Genomic DNA, 17137 nt, shown 5'->3' with positions numbered 1-17137 from the left:
ATGGGGCAACTCATCACGCGGGAACTCAGGCGGCTGTGGCAGTCGCCCTGGCAGCTCGCCCTGGTCAGCTATCTGCCCTTGCTGGGCACGGTCGCCCTCTGGTGGCTGTTTAGCGCCGGGCTGCCTCGCGCCCTGCCTGTTGCCGTGGTGGATCAGGATCAGAGCCAGCTGAGCCGCATGCTGGTGCGTCAGCTGAGTGCCAACTCGGTGATCAGCCCTGTGAGCTATCAGGATATCGGTCAGGCTCAGGCCGCCATGGAGAGAGCTGAGGCCTATGCCATAGTGGTGCTCCCCTTCAAGTTAAATCAGGACCTGATGATAGGGCATCAGCCCAGCATCGATATTCGCTACAACGCCCAATTTCTGCTGGTGGGCAAGCTGCTCTCCAGCCAGATCCAGCTCAGCCTGGCCGATGGCCTCAAACAGAAGGCGCGGCTGAAGCAGCTGGCATCTGGCGTGCCGCCGGTGCAGGCGGAGATTAACCTGAATCTGATAGAGACTCAGAGCAGTGCGCTCTATAACGCCAACAACAACTATGTGGCCTTCCTGGTGCCGCCGATATTGATCGCCCTGGTGCAGATAGTGGCCATGCTGGTGTTTGCCAATGCCCTTACCGAGGAGCTGAGGCGCGAGAGCCTGGCCGAGTGGTTTAGCCTAGGGACCTACCGGGTGCTGCTGAGTAAGGTCTTGGTCTATACCCCACTGCTGATGTTGCAGCTGGGACTTGTCTACGCCTGGCTCTATGGCTACCTGGGATTGCCGATGCGCGGCGGCCTGGGTCAGCTGCTCATCGCCCAGCTGGTGATGCTCATGGCGGTGTGGCTGATCGTGCTGACCATCTTCGCCCTGCTGCAAGACTCGGCCCGGGTGATCAGCTTTTGCACCGCCTTGTTTGCGCCTTCCTTCGCCTTCATGGGGGTGACTTTCCCCACCCACGAGATGCCGCTTCTGGCGCAGTGGTGGCGACAGATCATGCCCTCGAGCCACTATGTCGATACCCATATCGGCGTCATCGCCTATGGTCAGGAGACTCAGGTATTAGTCTCCCAGCTGTCGAGCTATTGGGGCTTCCTGTTGTTGCTGCCGCTGATCGCCTTGATGCTGGCTAAGATGCGCCGGGAACAGATTGGCGAGCAGCTGGGCCAGGCGCAGATAACGGAGGGGCAGGAATGAACTTTTTTGCCCTGATGTTTGAAGAGCTTAAGGCTATCGTTACCGACAAGGCGATCGCCATCACCCTGTTTGGCGGGGTGATCTTCTATTCGGTACTCTATCCTTTGCCCTATCTTAACGAGGTGCCGACCCGGCAGCAGATAGTGGTGGTCGATGGCGACCACTCCAGCCTGAGTCGCCTGGTGATCCGCCATGCCCAGGCCAGCCCTAAGCTGGAGGTGGTGGCTCAATTGAATGACCTGACCCAGGCCCAGGCCGCCGTTAACTCAGGGCAGGCCCATGGTTATCTGGTGATCCCCGAGGGATTTCGGCGGGATCTGCTGCGCCAGCGTGGCGTCACCCTGGCCTTTGGCGGCGATGCCAACTATTTTCTGGTCTACTCGGCGATCCTCGAGGGTTTGGTGTCTGTGGGGATTGATGCCGGGAAATATATTCAGTTCCAGGGCCTGCTGGCCAGAGGTGAGGCGGCCAAGCAGGTTCAGCGCGAGCTGGATCCGATTCATCTCAACAGCGTGCCAGCTTTCAACCCCAGCCTGGGCTATACCTCCTACGTAGTGCCCGGCGTGCTCCTGTTGGTGTTGCATCAGACCCTGCTGATAGGCACCGGCATCCTGGGCGCAGGTCAGTGGCAGCGTCAGGGGTATTGGCGCAGCGTGGGGCTCGGGCAGCTGCTGAGCGCCAGGGTGGCCACCTTCGGCCTCATCTATAGCCTGTTTACCGCCTACTACATAGGCTACTGCCACTACTGGTATCAGGTGGGCGTGCAGGGCAACCTGGGGCAGGTCTGTCTGTTTCTTCTGCCCTTCTTGCTGGCCACTAGCCTGGCCGGTATCGCCTTTAGCAGCCTGTTTGTGCGCCGGGATCTACCGACCCAGGTGCTACTGCTGATCTCCATGCCTATCCTGTTTGTGTCGGGCTTCGTCTGGCCGGTGGAGCTGATCCCTGCGCCGCTGCAGGCCGTGTCTCAGCTGATCCCTGGGGTGGTGACCATCAAGGGAATGTTACAGCTTAATCAGATGGGGGCGGACTGGCAGAGCGTCGCGCCGCTATGGTGGCAGCTGTGGGGCCTGGTGCTCTTCTATCTGCTGCTGGCCTATCTCGGGCTGCGGCTCAGACTCGAGACAATAAAAAGCCCGCACTAGCGGCGGGCTGTTTGCTCTCGATGTTTATTCGAGGGCTGCTGGCTATTCGCCGGTCTCGGCGCGCAGATACTTTACCAACTCGGCAGCTGACTTAGAGGCCGTCTCAGGCTGTTTGGCTAACTCCTTGTTTGCCTGTCTTACCAGCTGACGTAGCTTCTGGCGCTCAAGGCCGGGATGCTGCTCGAGCAGGGTCTGAATCGCCTCATCACCACCTGTCAGCAGATGATCTTTCTGCTTCTCGGCGACGTTCTGCTTAGAGCTTTCGTTGCGGTTCTGGTTAAGCACGTTCTTCAGGTTTTCCTGCAGCTCGTCGATGTCGACGCTGCGCATCAGTTTACCCACATAGTGCAGCTGGCGACGGTGAGCCTCGCTGTTGATACGGATAGTCTTGGCCTTCAAGATGTTGTCGTGTAGCAGCTCATCCAGCTCAAGCTTCTTCAGCTGACTCTTGCTGAGGGAGACCAGTTTCTTACCTAGCTCTTGGTAAATGGCAATTTCGCGCTTTATATCGGCTCTGCTGACGTAATCATCGTCATGATCGAAGGGCTGTTTAAAGTGTTCTGAGTCGCCAACAATATTCATCATTAAAAAATCTCTGGGGTCCAAGCCATAACTCCCCTAATCATAACATTTCCGGCCAATATCGCCTACGAAACGACTCAGTTATTTAATGTGAAAGCCCGACGGGTTTGCTATGCTACGGCCACGATTGATAACAAAAGAGTAGATCTGTGGCTTCTCCAAGCATCGAAACCGAATTGAATTCATTGAAAGACGCCGTGTCTATGGCATTGGAATATGCCGCCAAGTTGGGCACCTCGGGGGCCGAAGTGGCCATCAGCAAGCAGCAGGGACTCTCTGTCTCGACGCGCTTGAAAGAGGTGGAGACCGTTGAGTTTAATAAAGATGGTGCACTGGGGATCACCTTGTTTCGAGATGGCTGCAAGGGGAGCTCGTCGACCTCAGATCTGAGCCCTGAGGCGATTCGCCGCGCCGTGAAGGCCGCCGACGATATCGCTCGCTTCACCTCGGAAGATCCATTCAATGGCCTGGCCGATGCCGAGCTGATGGCTAAGCAGATCGAAGATCTCGAGCTCTACTATCCCCACGAGACCACGCCCGCCGAGCTCGAAGCCCTGGCGGCCCGCGCCGAAACTGCGGCCCTGGATGCCGATGCCCGCATTAAAAACTCCGACGGTGCCAGCGCCAACGCCCATACGGGTGCCAAGGTGTATGGTAACAGCCATGGCTTCCTCAACGGTTATGTTAGCTCACGCTACAGCCTGAGCTGTGTGGTGATCGGCGAGCAAGATGGCCATATGCAGCGTGACTACGACTATACTGTCGCCCGCCGCTTCGATGATCTGTGGACGCCAGAGGCCGTGGGCCAGCAGGCAGCCAAGAAGACCTTGAGTCGTCTGGGGGCTCGTAAGATTGCCACCACTAAGCTGCCGATTCTGTTCGCCCCCGATGTGGCCACCGGCCTCATGGGCCACCTGGTAGGCGCCATCAGCGGCAGTAGCCTGTATCGCAAGTCGAGCTTTTTGCTCGATGCCATAGACACCCAGATCTTCCCCGAGTGGTTCACCATCGCCGAGCAGCCGCACCTTAAGGGGGCACTGGCCAGTGCCTGGTACGACAGCGAAGGGGTGGCGACGATCGATCGCAACATTATCGACAGCGGCATACTCTCGACTTACCTGCTGACCAGTTATTCGGCGCGCAAGTTAGGGCTGACTAACACAGGGCACGCCGGTGGCATCTACAACTGGACGTTGTCCCATACCGGACAGACCTTCGATGAGCTGGTGAAACAGATGGGCACAGGCCTTATCGTCACCGAGGTGATGGGTCAGGGGGTTAACGGCGTGACCGGTGACTATTCTCGCGGCGCCGCCGGTTTCTATGTGGAGAATGGCGAGATCCTCTATCCGGTGGAAGAGATCACCATAGCCGGCAATCTCAAGGAGATGTACCGCAACATGGTGGCCGTGGGTAAGGAGCAGGACCTGCGCTCCTCTATCCGCACCGGCGCTATTCTGCTCGATGAGATGAAGATAGCCGGTAACTAATCCTAGGGCCTGATTAGCCTGACGTTTTTAGCGACCTTAAAGCGAGCCCGATGGCTCGCTTTTTTGTGCGTTAAATTAATCTGCCAGGGCAAAATTGTGGTCATCACGACTTGTATATATGGAAAACCATATATATGCTTAGCCATATATTTATTTGAGGATCTATTGATGGCTGTCGCAATCTTTAAAGCCCTTTCCGATGAGACCCGTCTGCTGAGCCTGCTGCTGATCCAAGCCGAGGGCGAGCTGTGTGTGTGCGAGTTGATGGTGGCGCTGGACGAGAGTCAGCCCAAGGTCTCGCGTCATCTGGCGCAGCTACGCAAGGCCGAGCTGCTGAGCGATCGCCGCCAGGGCCAGTGGGTGTTCTACCGCATCAACCCTGAGCTGCCCGAATGGGCGGGCGAGGTGATCCAAAAGACGCTGGCGGGTAACCCTCAGCTATTGAGTCAGGCCCAGGCCAGGTTGGCCGAGATGGGTCAGCGCCCCGAGCGGGTGCAAGTCTGTTGTAAGGGATAAACCATGGGATTATTTGAGCGTTATCTGAGTGTCTGGGTGGGGCTAGCCATAGTCGCCGGCGTCGGCCTGGGTTATCTGCTGCCGGAGCAGTTTGCCCTGATCGCCTCGTTCGAGTACGCCAGCGTCAATCTACTGATCGCTGTGCTGATCTGGGTGATGATCTACCCCATGATGGTGCAGATCGACTTCTCGGCGGTGAAGGATGTGGGCAAGCGCCCCAAGGGACTGCTGCTGACTCTTGTGGTGAACTGGCTGATTAAGCCCTTTACCATGGCGCTGCTAGGCTGGCTCTTCTTTCGTGTGCTGTTTGCCTCCTGGGTAGACCCTCAGATCGCCAGCGAGTATATCGCCGGCATGATCTTACTGGGCGTCGCGCCCTGTACCGCCATGGTGTTTGTCTGGAGTCAGCTCACCAAGGGTAATCCTAACTACACCCTAGTGCAGGTGTCGGTGAACGACATCATCATGGTGTTCGCCTTCGCCCCCATCTGCGCCTTCCTGCTTGGGGTGAGTGATATTCAGGTGCCTTGGCAGACCCTGCTGATCTCTGTGGTGCTCTATGTGGTACTGCCCCTGGTAGCGGGTATTGCGACGCGCAAGGTATTGAATAAAAAGGGTCATGTTTTGAGTGTCGAGGCCTTCGTCGCCCGCCTCAAGCCCTGGTCTATCCTGGGCCTGCTGGCCACAGTTGTACTGCTGTTTGGCCTGCAGGCCAACACCATATTGGCTCAGCCGCAAAACATCTTGCTGATCGCCATCCCCTTGCTGCTGCAGACCTACGGCATCTTCTTCATCGCCTATCTGGCGGCCAAGCGGATGAGGCTAGAGCAGGATGTGGCGGCGCCCGCCTGCATGATAGCCACCTCTAATTTCTTCGAACTGGCGGTGGCCGTGGCCATCTCCCTGTTTGGTCTGCACTCGGGGGCAGCCCTGGCGACCGTGGTCGGTGTGCTGGTGGAGGTGCCTGTGATGCTCTCCCTGGTGGCCTTCGTCAATCGGGATAAAACCAATTACCTGCGCGGTCTGGGCAAGGCCTAGGCGGTTACCGCGAATTTAACGAATAGGACGATCAGATGACAATCAAAGTGGGAATTAACGGCTTTGGCCGCATGGGACGCCTGGCGCTGCGCGCCGCCTGGGAGTGGGACGATATCGAGTTTGTGCAGATCAACGACCCGGCGGGCGATGCCGCCACCCTGGCGCATCTGCTGACCTTCGACTCAATCCACGGCCGCTGGGCCCATGAGGCAATCGCCGAGGGCGAGCAGATCATCATAGGTGACAAGCGTATCAACACCAGTGCCAACCGCGCCATCGGCGACACCGACTGGTCCGGCTGCGACCTGGTGATCGAGGCTTCTGGGGTGATGAAGACTAAGGCGCTGCTGCAGGCCTATCTGGATCAAGGCGTGAAGCGCGTGGTGGTGACCGCGCCGGTGAAGGAAGAGGGCGTACTTAACATCGTCATGGGGGTTAACCATCAGCTGTATGATAAGGACAAATATCCTATCGTCACCGCGGCCTCCTGCACTACCAACTGTCTGGCGCCTGTGGTGAAGGTGCTGCACGAGCAGATCGGCATCAAGCATGGCTCCATGACGACCATTCACGATATCACCAATACTCAGACCATCTTAGATGCGCCCCATAAGGATCTGCGCCGCGCCCGCGCCTGCGGCCAGTCGCTGATCCCCACCACCACGGGCTCGGCTACTGCCATCACCCACATCTTCCCCGAGCTGAAGGGCAAGTTAAACGGCCATGCGGTGCGTGTGCCCCTGGCAAATGCTTCCATCACAGACTGTGTGTTCGAGATGCAGCGCCCGGTGACCGAGCAGGAGGTCAACGCCCTGTTTAAGGCGGCCGCCGCCGGCGAACTGAAAGATATTCTCGGCTACGAGGAGCGCCCGCTGGTCTCTGTGGATTACAAGACAGATCCCCGCTCCAGCATAGTCGATGCCCTGTCGACCATGGTGATCAACGCTACTCAACTCAAGCTCTACGTCTGGTACGACAACGAGTGGGGCTATGCCAACCGCACCGCCGAACTGGCGCGTATGGTCGGCCGCATGGATAAGGCTTAAATGATGCTTGCCAGCCTGCGCGCCCTGCCGAGCGAGATGCGCCAGTATCTCTTGGTAACCGGCAACTACTGGGCCTTCACCCTTACCGACGGCGCGCTGCGCATGTTGGTGGTGCTGCACTTTCACCAGCTTGGCTATTCGCCGCTGTCCATCGCCATGCTGTTTCTCTTCTACGAGATCTTCGGCGTGGTCACCAACCTGGTGGGCGGCTATCTGGGGGCGCGCCTCGGGCTCAATCGCACCATGAATATCGGCCTCGGGTTGCAGGTGGTGGCCTTGGGCATGCTCTTGGTGCCTAGTAGCTGGCTTGTCGTGTCTTGGGTGATGGCGGCCCAGGCGCTATCGGGGATCGCCAAAGATCTCAATAAGATGAGCGCCAAGAGCAGCGTCAAGATGCTGGTGGCCAAGGGGGAAGAGGGCAGGCTGTATAAGTATATCGCCGTGCTGACCGGCTCTAAGAATGCCCTCAAGGGGGCAGGCTTCTTCCTCGGCGGCGCCCTGTTGGCGCTGCTGGGCTTCAAGGGGGCGATCGGTCTGATGGCGGCGCTGCTGGCTATCGTCTGGCTGGTGAGCATCATCAAGCTCAAGCAAGATCTCGGCAAGGCCAAGAACAAGCCTAAGTTTACCGAGCTGTTTTCCAAGAGCCGGGCGATCAACATACTCTCGGCGGCGCGCATGTGCCTGTTTGCCGCCCGCGATGTCTGGTTTGTGGTGGCGTTGCCCGTCTATTTCGCCAGTCAATTTGGCTGGGACCACTATCAGGTGGGTGGCTTCCTGGCGCTGTGGATCATCGGCTATGGCGCGGTGCAAAGCCTAGCCCCCAGGGTTACGGGCAAGGCCAGCGGCCAGGTGCCCGACGGGCGCAGCGCCATGTGGTGGGCAGGTGCCCTGACAATTATTCCTGCGCTGATCGCCTATTTGATGAGTAGTGAGTTGGCGGCACAGGTGCCCGAGTTCAATCTCGGCGTGTTGCTGCTTGGCCTGATGCTGTTTGGCGCCGTGTTTGCGGTGAACTCCTCCCTGCACAGTTACCTGATTGTCAGCTATGCCAGCGACGATGGCGTTTCCCTGGATGTGGGCTTCTACTACATGGCCAATGCCATGGGGCGTCTGCTGGGCACTATCCTCTCAGGCTGGGTGTACCAGGCCTATGGGTTGGCCGCCTGCCTGTGGATCTCGACGGCGCTGCTCGGGCTAACGGCGCTGATTAGTGTGGGACTGCCGAGGCGCTAGCTTTGGAATGAAGACTGAATGCTTTGAGGTTGCTAAATATTCTAGCAACAGCGGGAACTGCTTAAGAACTCATATATCAAGACTTAGACTCTTGGTGTAACAAAATCAACAGAATTTGGTTATAGTGACTCTAGGGTCAAGCGTGACCGCTTGTTAATAGTAATCTGAATTTAAAAGGGATTTTCATGACGGATTTAGAGAAAATTAAGATTTTAACCCGGGGTGAGAAGGGCGTTATAGCCGGCGTCTGCTCTGGGTTGGCCGACTATTTCGGTTGGCGAGTCAACGGACTGCGGGTTGCTTTTGTTCTTAGCAGCCTATTCTTCTTCCTACCTGTGTTCGCCTATCTGGTGTGCTGGTTAGTATTGCCCAAATATCCCACAACCCAAGCGATGCGCCGTCAGTTGCAGCGAAAGGCCAGCCAAGCTCGTTGATTGGCCGATACTGCAATTATGCGTTTGTGTCTCTGTTCATTCCCCTCCAAGTTATAGTCGTTCGTCTCAGTGAAAGAGTCGCAGGCCGAGGGCCGAGAGATAGAGGCCGAGCCCGAATATGCCGTGGGTGAGCAGGCTGTGTAGCCGCGCCTGGCCTGGGTTGGGCAGACGAGAGGCGGCGATGCCTGCGCCCATGCCGGGTTGCATCAGCAAGAAGGGGGCGAGCACAGTGACTAGGCCCACCGCGAGGGCGGGGGTCAGGCTTGGGCTGGTGAGCCATTTTGAGCCGGTAATGAGGATCAAGAGGGCGGCAAAGCTAACGCCGATAAGATAGTGGGCCAACCAACCTATGAGGGTCTCACCCGGGACGGGGGCGGCCTCGGTAATCGCCTGGTGACGAAACTGACCCTTGGGCATGTGGCCCAGCCAGCGGCCCACCAGATAATAGCTTGGCAGCGGCATACCCAGCAGGGGATGACGCAGCAGGCCCCAGAGATCCATGATCAGGGTGGCGCCCAGGCCGATGAGGAGACAGTCGATAAGGGGAGACATATTCATTCCTTTGTTGTGTGAAGCCATTGATATTGTTAGCTTACAACTTCAAGTCGACTTGAGGTCAAGGGAAGGATATGGATATTTCACAGGTCGCCAAGCGCTCGGGCGTGCCGGCGTCGACCCTGCGTTATTACGAAGAGCGGGGGTTGATCCGCTCGCTGGGACGTCATGGTATTCGCCGCCAATTTGGCGCCGAGGTGCTAGAGCGTCTGGCGTTGATCGCCCTTGGCCGCTCGGCGGGATTGTCCCTCGATGAGATTGGCAGCATGCTAGCTACAGGCGGCGATCCCCTCATAGACAGGGAGCTGCTGCTGCGCCGGGCCGACGAGCTGGAGCGCACCATCTTGAGGATGCAGGCGATGCGTGACGGTTTGAGACACGCCGCCAATTGCACCGCGCCCAGTCATATGGAATGTCCCAAGTTTCGCCGTCTGATGAAGGCCGCCGCAGCCGGAGCATTTGACCCGCAGGATAAGCCTTCTCTGCCAAGGCGCTAGCGGCTCGCTTGCGTCTAACGCCCTGAACATCCCTTGAGTCTTATTTTTCGGCGTGAGGCTCGCAGCGTCAGCAAACATCTCTCTTTGTTTCAATTTGTTAACAATCGCTGCTTTCATTTTGAACGCTTTTCGTTGTACTCTGGGATGCAATCAACAGAGCGTGGCGTAGATCACCAAAATAACGATAAAAACGACGAGGTTTGAATGGAAGGTATTACTGAATTTGTCAGTATGATCAACGGGTTCGTATGGGGTACTCCCATGCTCGTGATGATCTTAGGCGTGGGACTCTTTCTCTCCTTTGGCTTGCGGTTGATGCCGATCCTCAAGTTAGGTACCGGCTTTAAGCTGCTCTGGTCCGGACGCATTCCCGACAAGGATAAGCAGATGAAGGGGGAGATCAGCCCCTTTAATGCCCTGATGACCTCGCTGTCGGCCACCATAGGTACGGGTAACATCGCAGGGGTGGCGACCGCCATCTTTATCGGTGGCCCAGGCGCCCTGTTTTGGATGTGGTGTACCGCTCTGGTGGGTATGGCAACCAAGTTTTCCGAGGCCGTGCTGGCGGTGAAATATCGTGAAGTCGACGACAACGGCAACCATATCGGTGGCCCTATGTACTACATCAAGAATGGTCTGGGCAGCAAGTGGGCCTGGCTGGGTACCGCCTTCGCCCTGTTTGGCTCCTTTGCCGGTTTCGGTATCGGCAACACGGTACAGGCCAACTCAGTGGCCGATGCCCTGAGCAGTAACTTCGGCGTGCCAACCTGGGTGACGGGTGTGGTGCTCATGGTGCTGGTGGGCGCCGTGCTGATGGGGGGCATCAAGCGTATCGCCGATGTGGCGGGTAAGCTGGTGCCTCTGATGACGGTATTCTATATCGCCGCCGGTCTGTCGGTGATAGTGGTTAATGCCGCAGCTATCCCAGATGCTATCGCCCTTATCGTTCACAGCGCCTTCAATCCTGTGGCGGCCCAGGGCGGTTTTGCCGGGGCGGCAGTATGGGCGGCGGTGCGCTTCGGTGTGGCCCGCGGCGTCTTCTCTAACGAGGCCGGACTGGGTAGTGCGCCTATTGCCCATGCGGCGGCGCAGACCAACAACCCTGTGGCTCAGGGCCTGGTGGCCATGCTGGGTACCTTCATCGATACCCTGGTAGTGTGTACCATTACCGGTCTGGCGATCGTAGTCTCCGGCGCCTGGACATCGGGTGAGAATGGCGCGGCGCTGACCTCCTATGCCTTCTCTCACGCCCTGCCTATGGGCAACTATATCGTGGCCATCGCTCTCTCTATCTTCGCCTTCACCACCATCCTGGGTTGGAGCGTCTATAGCGAGAAGTGTGTGCAGTACCTGTTTGGTGTGCGCGCGGTAAAACCTTTCAGAGCCATCTGGGTCATAGTTGTTCCGCTAGGAGCCGTCAGTTCGCTAGATTTCATCTGGCTGCTGGCCGATACCCTGAATGCCATGATGGCGATACCTAACCTGATCGCCCTAACGCTGCTCAGCCCTGTTGTTTTTGGATTGACTCGCGAATACTTCATCAAGAAGCGTCAGCAGGCAGCCGAAGCCAACAGCTAAAGCCTGTGTTTGTTGAATTGAAGAAGCGCCCTCGGGCGCTTTTTTTTGTGTCGTTAACTCTGCTGCTAGTGAATGTTTTAGTCGAGGCGCTTATTGAAGCGCAGCGAGGCGACCAGGATACCGACCAGGGTGAAGCCGATAAGCCAGAGGGTATCAAACTGCATGTCACTCAGGGCGCCGCCCCGCAGCACTATGGCGCGTATGATGCGCATAAAGTGGGTCGCGGGCAGTAGCTCGGCGATCCACTGGGCGGGCTTAGGCATGGCCTCGAAGGGAAACATGAAGCCCGACAACAAGATAGTGGGCAGTATGATGAAGATGGTCATCTGCATCGCTTGTAGCTGGGTCTTGGCTATGGTGGAGATGATAAGCCCCAGGGTGAGGCTGGCGGCGATGAAGAGCAGGGTGCCCATCAGCAGCTGGGCGATGGCACCATTGATGGGCACATCGAAGATAAGATGCCCAAGGCCGAGGATGATGGTCATCTGCACCAGTCCCACCAGGATATAGGGGACTATCTTACCCAGCATCAGCTCTAACGGCTTGATCGGGGTGGTGATCAGCAGCTCCAGGTTGCCGCGTTCGCGCTCTCTTACTATGGCTGCCGAGGTAAAGAGGATCATTGTCATGGTGAGGATCACCGCGATCAGCCCAGGCACTATGTTAACCGCCGAGCGCTGCTCTGGGTTGTAGAAGAGGGCGACCTCGAAGGTGGGCAGTCGTTGGCTGTCCTGGCCCGTGATCTGATCCAGCGGCATGTTTCTCAGTTGGCTGATGGCCGAGGCCACCATAGTATCTGAACCGTCGACCACCCATTGGCCCAGCGTTTCGCCGTTGGCCAGTTTCTCGGTAAGGTTGGGGGGCAATATTAGCGCCGCGCGTACCTCGTCGCGGGTGATGGCGGCCTCGGCCTCCTCGGCACTGGCGTAGTGCTGCTCTATGCTAACCACCTGAGTCGCCTTGACGGCCTCGACGATCCAGCGCCCGGCGGCGGAGTGGCTCTGATCCACCACCACCACAGGCACGTTACGCACATCGGTATTGATGGCATAGCCAAAGAGCAACAGCTGGATCAGGGGGATCATCACCACCATGCCGAAAGTGATGCGATCCCGCTTGAGCTGGCGGATCTCCTTGGTGGTGATCGATTTTATCCGTCTCAGGCTAGCTAGTAACATCTTCAGCCTCCCGAGATGCCTTGAGTCCCTTACCTGTGACGGATACGAAGAGATCTTCCAGGTTGGGCGAGACCAGGCTTAATTGGCTTGGCTTTAGTTGATTTGTGCTCAGCGGTTCAGATTTTTCTCGCCCTGTCATGGTGCGACTCTTCTCCAGCAGCCAGGGGATGGGATCTGCTATCTGCTTATCGACTAGGACTCGCAGACGGTCGCCGAGTTGAGCGGCGGAGGGGATCTCGCTGAACTGGCTCAGGTGTGACTTTAGCTGGCGCAGACTGTGGCCGGCTATCTCTATGACATGCAGCGGCATCGCCTCGAGTAGCGCCTGAGGGTTGCCCTTGGCGCGAATGTGGCCGCTTTCCATGATCGCCAGCTGGTGGCAGCGCTGCGCCTCATCCATGTAATGGGTGGTGACCAGTATGCTGGTGCCGCGCTCGGAGAGATCGAACAGCTGTTCCCAGAAGTCGCGTCGGTTCTGGGGATCCACCGCCGAGGTGGGTTCGTCGAGAAACAGCAGCTCGGGTTCGTTGATACAGGCGCAGGCCAGCCCCAGGCGCTGCTTCTGCCCGCCGCTAAGGGTGCCCGCTAGCTGTTGGCGCTGGGCGTCGAGATGATAGGTATCGATCAGCTCATCTATCTTGCGTTTGCTCTCCCTGGCACCCAGGCCATAGATGTCGGCGATAAATTGCAGGTTCTCCCTGACGCTCAGGTCTTCGTAGAGGGAGAATTTCTGGGTCATGTAACCGATGCGTCGCCTGAGTGTCTCGGCCTGCTGGGGGATGGCCATGCCGAGCACGGAGATCTCGCCTCGGGTAGGGGTCAGAAGGCCGGTGAGCATGCGTATTGTGGTGGACTTGCCGCAGCCATTGGGGCCGAGAAAGCCGTAGATGTGGCCCTTCTGCACCTGTAGATCCAGCTCGGCCACCGCCAAGAGATCGCCAAACTGCTTATCGACGCCGCGGGCATCTATGGCCAGATCCGCATTTGGCTGCATCAGGGTAGCTCCACCTGGGCGGGGATCCCCGTGGGCAGGCGCTGGGCCGAGTCGTCGAGATCGAACTCCGCCAGATAGACGAGGCGAGACCTGTCCTGCTGATTCAAGGCATAATAGGGAGTGAAGGCCGGCTCCTTACTTAGCCAGCGCAGTGTGCCGCTGAAGGGCTGCTCCTGACCGTCGACATGGACTTTTAGCTGCATTCCTATGGTGAGCTTGGACATAGCTGGGGCGGGAATATAGACCCGGGCATAGGCGGCCTGGTCGGCCTGAATCGCCACCACCACGGCGTTGGCGGGCACCCGCTCCCCCAGGTTAAAGGGCAGGCTGTCGAGGCGGCCGCTGCGGGTTGCCGTGATGCTGAGGTCATCCAGCAGTTGCCGCGCCAGATCCAGCTCGGCCGCGGCGGCATCCAGGGCGGCCTGGGCCTGCTGAATATCTTCCTGGCGCACGCCGACAATCAGCTTGCTCAAGGCCTCATTGGCGGCGTTGTGTTCGGCTATGGTCTGATCCCGGCTGGCAACGGCCTGATCCAGATCCTGCTGACTCACCAGGTTCTGCCGCTTGAGCTTGTCGATGCGCCTGTAGGTCTTTTCCGCCTGCACCATGGCGGCGGTGGCGCGCTCCAGATTAGCCTGGGCGCTGGCGATATCCTCGGGGCGCTCGCCATTGGTTAATCTAAGCAGATAGGCCTGGGCCTTCTGCCACTGGGCCCGGGCGCTTGCGACGCGGGCGGTTTGTTTGCGGGTGTCGAACTGTAGCAGCAACTCGCCTTCGGTGACCTGGCTGCCCTCGCGTTTGGGCAGTGCCGTGATGATCTCTGAGGTGGTGGCGCGCAGCAGTACCCGGTCGCGTTCCAGTGTGCCCAGGGCCTGGGGAGGTTCGGCGCCCTGACAGCCGCTAAGTAGCAGGAGCAGCGGGGCGAGAAGGCGTAAGGATTTACTCAGCGTCATGGTGACCTCTTGCAGACGAACCGCTTGGAAGAATTATGACTATCAATAAGTTATGTGCTGAATTTAATCTTACACCAATTTAACCTGGGTAGAAGGGGAATCTTTGAGCCCTGAATTTGAGTGCTAACTGGCTAGTGAATCTAAAGCTTAACGTGCTCAATGTCGAGAGCAAACGTCTGCATGGAGCCTGGCCCCATGCAGTGTTGGCGCGAAGGAGGCTAAGGAGTCTGGGGTTAGTAGAAATCTCCCCCCATGGCGCGTTTAAGTGCCGCCTCTTCGAGTAACTTTTCCAGGCGACGTTTGACTTCGCGTCTGTGTTGCAGCTCACAGGCCGCCTTAGGGTTTTTGGGTGCTGTGATCGCTTCGATTTCAGCATCGTTCGGAATAACATCGAGTAACTGAGCCATAGTGAAATCCTCGTCAAATAAAGTGCTTGTGCACTCATTTGGTGCCGCTTAGCACTGAACCGCTTTAACATAAAGTTAACTGAGTCAAAGCGTTAGCTAGTTTAGCGTCCTAAGGTGTGAGCACATTAGCGAGCGCTAATGAGAAAAATAGCAGGGGATTTTCGATTTTTGTTTGATCGAGTTAACACAATTGTATTTGTCGTGGATTTAGACAAAATGTGAGCGAATAGACGGGCGGTCATTTTGTAACCATCTGTTTTTAATTGAAATATTTTAAGAGTAATAGTGAGTTGCCAGCTAATTTAGTGGCAACTCATTTAAATTTAGATCACAAATCGAAACTATAGCTGTAGCCAACGACCACTTTAGGATCGTCACCCTCGAGATCGGTATCGCTGACCAGGAAGGAGATGGTACCGAAGTCGGTTTCCTTATCCAGAGACAAAGAGTAGTCGGCATAGTTGTCGGTATCGAACCAGGCGTTGACGACATCACCACTGGAGTAGCCATAATGGGCCGAGATAGACAGTGTCTCCGACAGTGGGAAGCTGACACCTGCGTTGATATAGCTGAGATCTTTCTCATCGAAAGGATCCGCCGCCACGTCGCTGCCGGCATTGACCACCTTTGAATAGCCGATGCTGAACCACTTCCAGCTCAGGGCCAGGGTGACTTCACCGAAGTCTATGCTCGAATCGCTGTCGGGGTAGGCGTAGTAGAGGTAGCTGATGTCATAACCAAAGTCTTCCCCTATGCTACCGGCATAGCCGCCGTAGAAGTCGATCTCATAGCTGGTGTCGTCGCCGAAATCCACATTGGACGCCCAGGTTCCGAGGTAGAGGCCGCTGTCGTGTTCGAAGTCTATGCCGCCTTGAACCGCGGGCGCATCTCCCGTCTGTGTGGCACCGCGCCACAAGTAGTTGGAGGTTGCGCCTATGTTGCCCGTGACGCTAGCGCTGGCCGGTAGGGCAACCATCAAGGTGCCCGCGAGTAGGCTTAGGGTTCGCAATGCTTGTTTCATACTCATTCCTTCTTATTGGTCTATGGGAGCGGCCCTGCCTGTTGTTATGAGTATTGTCAGGCCGCGTACAAGCTATAGCGAAGAGCGTGCCAAATATTTATCTGTTATTTTTCAACAGTTTATTTTATTTGCATCAGAAGTAGGCAACGAATTGGTTAAAAATGAGGCAGAGGATGCACTAGGAGGGTGCATAAAAAAACCTCCATGGAGGAGGTTTTTTCGACGGATTAAATACCGATTTAGTTTACGCTGTCTTTTAGCGTCTTACCGGCTTTAAACTTAGGTACTACAGCCGCTGGGATCTGAATTTCTTTGCCCGTCTGTGGGTTGCGGCCTGTACGTGCTGCACGGCTAGTGGTCTCGAAAGAACCAAAACCTACAATAGAGATTTTTTCGCCGTTCTTCATCGCTTCCGCTACCGTTTCTTCGAAAGACTTTAAGGCGCGAGCAGCTTCAGCTTTAGTGAGTTCAGCGCTTTCCGCTATTTTTGCAACAAGTTCAGTTTTATTCATTTGGATAGTCTCTTCTTTCCGTAGATTTAGTAATACCAATTACATTAGATACTTGCAATTGCTGGACTTAACATGCCACAAGCATCCCTATAATGAAAGCGGTTTTATGCGCTCAAAGGGTGCTTTCAGTCAAATTCAGTAAAAATTTAACCCTGTGACAGAGGAAAGCGGCCTGGATTTGACTGAATTGGCACGAAGGCCTGCCAGATAAGGGCTGGGGAGGAGATGGGATGTAAACCTCCCCGATAGAGGGATTAAGCCTTGGTCTCGTCGCTGGTTTGAGCCGCCTGCGGCAGATACTGTTTCAGTCCCTTGGAGAAGGCCATATACCACTGGAAACTCAGCAGAGCGGTGACGACTAGGGCGATGGCCCAGATAGGCAGCTCCTGACCGCGCACTACCACCTTAACGTCCTCAGGGGTGATCTGATAGGCGATCACCGCAGTGGCGCCCAGCGCCGTGAAGCCCAGGGTCTGTATGCCGATATAGATCTTCAGCACCAGGCTTGCCCAGCTGGTGCGGGCGATGAGGCCGATGAGCACAGGGATCACGCCCAGGGTAAAGAGATCTAGGGTCTGGCTGTCCAGGGCGCGCCAACCGGCGAGGATGGCGATAACAATATAGAGGGCGATCAGTAGCAGTATGCTGGGACTTGGTCGGTTCATCTTGGCTCTTGGGTGAATGATTTGCCCCGCAGTGTAGAAAAATGGCGCAACATAGTCCAACGCTTTACTTAAATGTCTAATGCTTTACCTAAAAGTCTATTGCTTTGGCTAAATTGCAAAGGC

The 17137-nt window shown here is 56.8% G+C and carries 19 protein-coding genes; 10 read left to right on the top strand and 9 right to left on the bottom strand.

The features are described 5' to 3' along the window. The gene (locus tag AYI87_RS04540; RefSeq protein ID WP_144199988.1) at positions 1-1173 is read left to right on the top strand and encodes an ABC transporter permease; all 1173 of its coding nucleotides are present in this window, start codon (positions 1-3) and stop codon (positions 1171-1173) included. Further along, positions 1170-2315: an ABC transporter permease gene (locus AYI87_RS04535; RefSeq protein WP_144199986.1), complete on the top strand. Its 1146-nt coding sequence runs from the start codon at positions 1170-1172 to the stop codon at positions 2313-2315. The genes AYI87_RS04540 and AYI87_RS04535 overlap by 4 nt, the downstream gene beginning before the upstream one ends. A 42-nt stretch (positions 2316-2357) precedes the next feature. Here AYI87_RS04535 and yjgA read toward each other — a convergent pair whose 3' ends face one another. Then, entirely contained in the window at positions 2358-2897 is a 540-nt protein-coding gene (yjgA, locus tag AYI87_RS04530) for a ribosome biogenesis factor YjgA (protein ID WP_041406308.1), read from the bottom strand. A gap of 149 nt (positions 2898-3046) precedes the next feature. Between yjgA and pmbA the strand changes: the two genes are divergently transcribed. The 6 genes from pmbA to AYI87_RS04500 all read left to right on the top strand — a co-directional run bounded on the left by pmbA (position 3047) and on the right by AYI87_RS04500 (position 8654). Then, a complete protein-coding gene (gene pmbA, locus AYI87_RS04525) occupies positions 3047-4387 on the top strand; it encodes a metalloprotease PmbA (RefSeq protein ID WP_144199984.1) in 1341 nt (446 codons plus the stop codon). Between the two features lie 165 nt (positions 4388-4552). Continuing rightward, on the top strand, positions 4553-4903 hold the full coding sequence (locus AYI87_RS04520) for a metalloregulator ArsR/SmtB family transcription factor (protein ID WP_409928959.1): 351 nt from the start codon (positions 4553-4555) through the stop codon (positions 4901-4903). A gap of 3 nt (positions 4904-4906) precedes the next feature. Continuing rightward, the gene (gene arsB, locus AYI87_RS04515; protein ID WP_144199980.1) at positions 4907-5941 is read left to right on the top strand and encodes an ACR3 family arsenite efflux transporter; all 1035 of its coding nucleotides are present in this window, start codon (positions 4907-4909) and stop codon (positions 5939-5941) included. A 35-nt stretch (positions 5942-5976) separates the two neighbouring features. Next, positions 5977-6987, top strand: a complete 1011-nt coding sequence (locus AYI87_RS04510) for an ArsJ-associated glyceraldehyde-3-phosphate dehydrogenase (protein WP_144199978.1) — start codon at positions 5977-5979, stop codon at positions 6985-6987. Continuing rightward, the gene (arsJ, locus tag AYI87_RS04505; RefSeq protein WP_144199976.1) at positions 6988-8220 is read left to right on the top strand and encodes an organoarsenical effux MFS transporter ArsJ; all 1233 of its coding nucleotides are present in this window, start codon (positions 6988-6990) and stop codon (positions 8218-8220) included. A 185-nt stretch (positions 8221-8405) separates the two neighbouring features. Further along, entirely contained in the window at positions 8406-8654 is a 249-nt protein-coding gene (locus AYI87_RS04500; protein WP_144199974.1) for a PspC domain-containing protein, read from the top strand. Positions 8655-8720: 66 nt separating this feature from the next. Here AYI87_RS04500 and AYI87_RS04495 read toward each other — a convergent pair whose 3' ends face one another. Then, on the bottom strand, positions 8721-9206 hold the full coding sequence (locus AYI87_RS04495; protein ID WP_144199973.1) for a DUF2938 domain-containing protein: 486 nt from the start codon (positions 9204-9206) through the stop codon (positions 8721-8723). Positions 9207-9283: 77 nt separating this feature from the next. Here AYI87_RS04495 and AYI87_RS04490 point away from each other — a divergent pair, with 77 nt between their 5' ends. Together AYI87_RS04490 and AYI87_RS04485 are read left to right on the top strand one after the other, a co-directional pair. Beyond that, the gene (locus tag AYI87_RS04490; protein ID WP_011864229.1) at positions 9284-9706 is read left to right on the top strand and encodes a helix-turn-helix domain-containing protein; all 423 of its coding nucleotides are present in this window, start codon (positions 9284-9286) and stop codon (positions 9704-9706) included. A 204-nt stretch (positions 9707-9910) separates the two neighbouring features. Next, on the top strand, positions 9911-11284 hold the full coding sequence (locus AYI87_RS04485; protein WP_144199971.1) for an alanine/glycine:cation symporter family protein: 1374 nt from the start codon (positions 9911-9913) through the stop codon (positions 11282-11284). A 77-nt stretch (positions 11285-11361) separates the two neighbouring features. Here AYI87_RS04485 and AYI87_RS04480 read toward each other — a convergent pair whose 3' ends face one another. The 7 genes from AYI87_RS04480 to AYI87_RS04455 all read right to left on the bottom strand — a co-directional run bounded on the left by AYI87_RS04480 (position 11362) and on the right by AYI87_RS04455 (position 17014). Continuing rightward, positions 11362-12462, bottom strand: coding sequence for an ABC transporter permease (locus tag AYI87_RS04480; protein ID WP_144199969.1), 1101 nt, complete (start codon positions 12460-12462; stop codon positions 11362-11364). Continuing rightward, a complete protein-coding gene (locus tag AYI87_RS04475) occupies positions 12449-13456 on the bottom strand; it encodes an ABC transporter ATP-binding protein (RefSeq protein WP_144199967.1) in 1008 nt (335 codons plus the stop codon). The genes AYI87_RS04480 and AYI87_RS04475 overlap by 14 nt, the downstream gene beginning before the upstream one ends. After that, the gene (locus AYI87_RS04470) at positions 13456-14409 is read right to left on the bottom strand and encodes an HlyD family secretion protein (protein WP_144199965.1); all 954 of its coding nucleotides are present in this window, start codon (positions 14407-14409) and stop codon (positions 13456-13458) included. The genes AYI87_RS04475 and AYI87_RS04470 overlap by 1 nt, the downstream gene beginning before the upstream one ends. Before the next feature lie 233 nt (positions 14410-14642). Then, entirely contained in the window at positions 14643-14816 is a 174-nt protein-coding gene (locus tag AYI87_RS21180) for a hypothetical protein (protein WP_186300549.1), read from the bottom strand. 328 nt (positions 14817-15144) lie between these two features. Next, positions 15145-15837, bottom strand: a complete 693-nt coding sequence (locus tag AYI87_RS04465; RefSeq protein WP_144199963.1) for a TorF family putative porin — start codon at positions 15835-15837, stop codon at positions 15145-15147. Positions 15838-16076: 239 nt separating this feature from the next. Continuing rightward, complete coding sequence (locus AYI87_RS04460) at positions 16077-16349, bottom strand: HU family DNA-binding protein (protein ID WP_011864236.1); 273 nt, start codon at positions 16347-16349, stop codon at positions 16077-16079. Between the two features lie 254 nt (positions 16350-16603). Next, positions 16604-17014 carry a hypothetical protein gene (locus AYI87_RS04455; protein WP_144199961.1) on the bottom strand — a complete coding sequence of 137 codons (411 nt, stop codon included), beginning with the start codon at positions 17012-17014 and terminating at the stop codon, positions 16604-16606. Positions 17015-17137 lie beyond the last annotated feature (123 nt).

This window comes from Shewanella sp. KCT (genome assembly GCF_007636505.1).
Classification (GTDB): domain Bacteria; phylum Pseudomonadota; class Gammaproteobacteria; order Enterobacterales; family Shewanellaceae; genus Shewanella; species Shewanella halotolerans.
Note: the sequence above shows the minus strand (reverse complement) of the source record. Positions and strands in the feature narration are given on the sequence as shown.

Bases quoted from the DNA above. Each gene is read 5' to 3' on its own strand.
- AYI87_RS04460 (WP_011864236.1), bottom strand. From the start codon at position 16,349: ATGAATAAAACTGAACTTGTTGCAAAAATAGCGGAAAGCGCTGAACTC.
- AYI87_RS04455 (WP_144199961.1), bottom strand. From the start codon at position 17,014: ATGAACCGACCAAGTCCCAGCATACTGCTACTGATCGCCCTCTATATT.
- AYI87_RS04490 (WP_011864229.1), top strand. From the start codon at position 9,284: ATGGATATTTCACAGGTCGCCAAGCGCTCGGGCGTGCCGGCGTCGACC.
- AYI87_RS04510 (WP_144199978.1), top strand. From the start codon at position 5,977: ATGACAATCAAAGTGGGAATTAACGGCTTTGGCCGCATGGGACGCCTG.
- arsB (WP_144199980.1), top strand. From the start codon at position 4,907: ATGGGATTATTTGAGCGTTATCTGAGTGTCTGGGTGGGGCTAGCCATA.
- arsJ (WP_144199976.1), top strand. From the start codon at position 6,988: ATGATGCTTGCCAGCCTGCGCGCCCTGCCGAGCGAGATGCGCCAGTAT.
- AYI87_RS04535 (WP_144199986.1), top strand. From the start codon at position 1,170: ATGAACTTTTTTGCCCTGATGTTTGAAGAGCTTAAGGCTATCGTTACC.
- AYI87_RS04475 (WP_144199967.1), bottom strand. From the start codon at position 13,456: ATGCAGCCAAATGCGGATCTGGCCATAGATGCCCGCGGCGTCGATAAG.
- AYI87_RS04485 (WP_144199971.1), top strand. From the start codon at position 9,911: ATGGAAGGTATTACTGAATTTGTCAGTATGATCAACGGGTTCGTATGG.
- AYI87_RS04495 (WP_144199973.1), bottom strand. From the start codon at position 9,206: ATGTCTCCCCTTATCGACTGTCTCCTCATCGGCCTGGGCGCCACCCTG.
- AYI87_RS04480 (WP_144199969.1), bottom strand. From the start codon at position 12,462: ATGTTACTAGCTAGCCTGAGACGGATAAAATCGATCACCACCAAGGAG.
- AYI87_RS21180 (WP_186300549.1), bottom strand. From the start codon at position 14,816: ATGGCTCAGTTACTCGATGTTATTCCGAACGATGCTGAAATCGAAGCG.
- AYI87_RS04540 (WP_144199988.1), top strand. From the start codon at position 1: ATGGGGCAACTCATCACGCGGGAACTCAGGCGGCTGTGGCAGTCGCCC.
- yjgA (WP_041406308.1), bottom strand. From the start codon at position 2,897: ATGAATATTGTTGGCGACTCAGAACACTTTAAACAGCCCTTCGATCAT.
- AYI87_RS04465 (WP_144199963.1), bottom strand. From the start codon at position 15,837: ATGAAACAAGCATTGCGAACCCTAAGCCTACTCGCGGGCACCTTGATG.
- AYI87_RS04500 (WP_144199974.1), top strand. From the start codon at position 8,406: ATGACGGATTTAGAGAAAATTAAGATTTTAACCCGGGGTGAGAAGGGC.
- AYI87_RS04470 (WP_144199965.1), bottom strand. From the start codon at position 14,409: ATGACGCTGAGTAAATCCTTACGCCTTCTCGCCCCGCTGCTCCTGCTA.